Consider the following 1,308-nt stretch of genomic DNA (forward strand, 5'->3'; position numbering starts at 1 on the left):
CTGGACGGCACCACCCCCCAGGCCCTTTCCGGGGGATTTAGCGCCAGGAACGGTTCCGCACGTCCGCCAGCGTCGCACCACGCTCACGGTTGATCTGCATCACCCGGCACTTGATCCCGCCACACGCCTTCCGGATCTCGGTCCCCGTCACCTCGATCACCTCGACCCCCGCATCACGGATCTTCTGATTCGTCTTCACACAATCCGCATGCGCGATCACCTTGCCCGGCTCCAGCAACAACACGTTACACGGGGCAAGGAACTCCCGCTGCTCGTCCGCGTCCGCCTCGATCAACTCGAAGTTGTTGTCATACAGCCACGTCCGCGCCTCCATGTCCAACGCCGCCGGCGACACCACCAGCTTCCCCACATCAATCGCGTTGATATTGATGTCCGGATGCGCACACGCCCCCGTCGCCTTGTTGAAGAACCCCTCCACCGCAGGACGCAACTGCAGATTATAGAACTCGTCATTACCATCGGTCTTCGAAATCGCGTTCACGAACTGATCCGTGCCCCGCTGGTCATACGACGCCGACAAACACGTCACCAGCACCTCATCCGCGATCATGTTACACGCACCCGGCTCCATCGCCCCCTCCGTGATCGCCACCAGAGGAGGAATGTTCAACGTATTCCACGCCCACTTCGCCAGATACTCCGTCACCCCCACCATCCCCGGCAAAAACCCGAACCGGGAAATCACCGACCCACCCCGCCACACCGAACCCCACGACAAAAACACATGCCCCATCAACGGCCCATACGGATTCGTCGGCTCATCCGGAAAATCAACCCAATGCACCTTGATCCCATTCGACTCAAACGCCGTCGCCAGCTCCTCCGTCTCCCGCTGAAACGCCGCCAAATCCACCGGACCCCGATCCGGCACCCCCATCAAACCCTGAAAAAACCCCGGATCCTGCCGATACTGCGGACTCAGATCATGCAACGTGTACTTCGTCGGCATATGCAACGCAACCTCAGTCAACCGACCAATACCATTAAACCCAAACGACCGCCCCGCCACCGGCTCCGCCTGATACGTCCGATAATCAGCCTCATGCGTCGCCCGCACAAACTCAAACGTCGACATCCCCTCCCGATAGAGAGGAATATCCTCCACCCGCCAATCCCCATACTTCTTATCCGACGGCAAACCACTCACACTCGACATCCCACAACCACCCTTCACGCCAAACCGGCCATCAACTCCCTCCACAATGCGCAACGATCGATCACATCACAACAGCGACAACCGCTGCCCGTATCACCCCGTAACACCCCCACCCGACAACGTGACACCAC

At 59.6% G+C, this 1,308-nt stretch carries 1 protein-coding gene; it reads right to left on the reverse strand.

Features of this window, described 5'->3' with window-relative positions:
• Positions 1-37: 37 nt before the first annotated feature.
• Complete coding sequence (nnhA, locus tag OO71_RS45825) at positions 38-1,177, reverse strand: 2-nitroimidazole nitrohydrolase (protein ID WP_084145833.1); 1,140 nt, start codon at positions 1,175-1,177, stop codon at positions 38-40.
• Positions 1,178-1,308: the final 131 nt, after the last annotated feature.

It is taken from the genome of Amycolatopsis jejuensis (assembly GCF_000717335.1).
Taxonomy (GTDB): Bacteria; Actinomycetota; Actinomycetes; order Mycobacteriales; family Pseudonocardiaceae; genus Amycolatopsis; species Amycolatopsis jejuensis.

Coding starts and splice junctions, on each gene's coding strand:
- nnhA (WP_084145833.1), bottom strand. CDS start 1,177: ATGTCGAGTGTGAGTGGTTTGCCGTCGGATAAGAAGTATGGGGATTGG.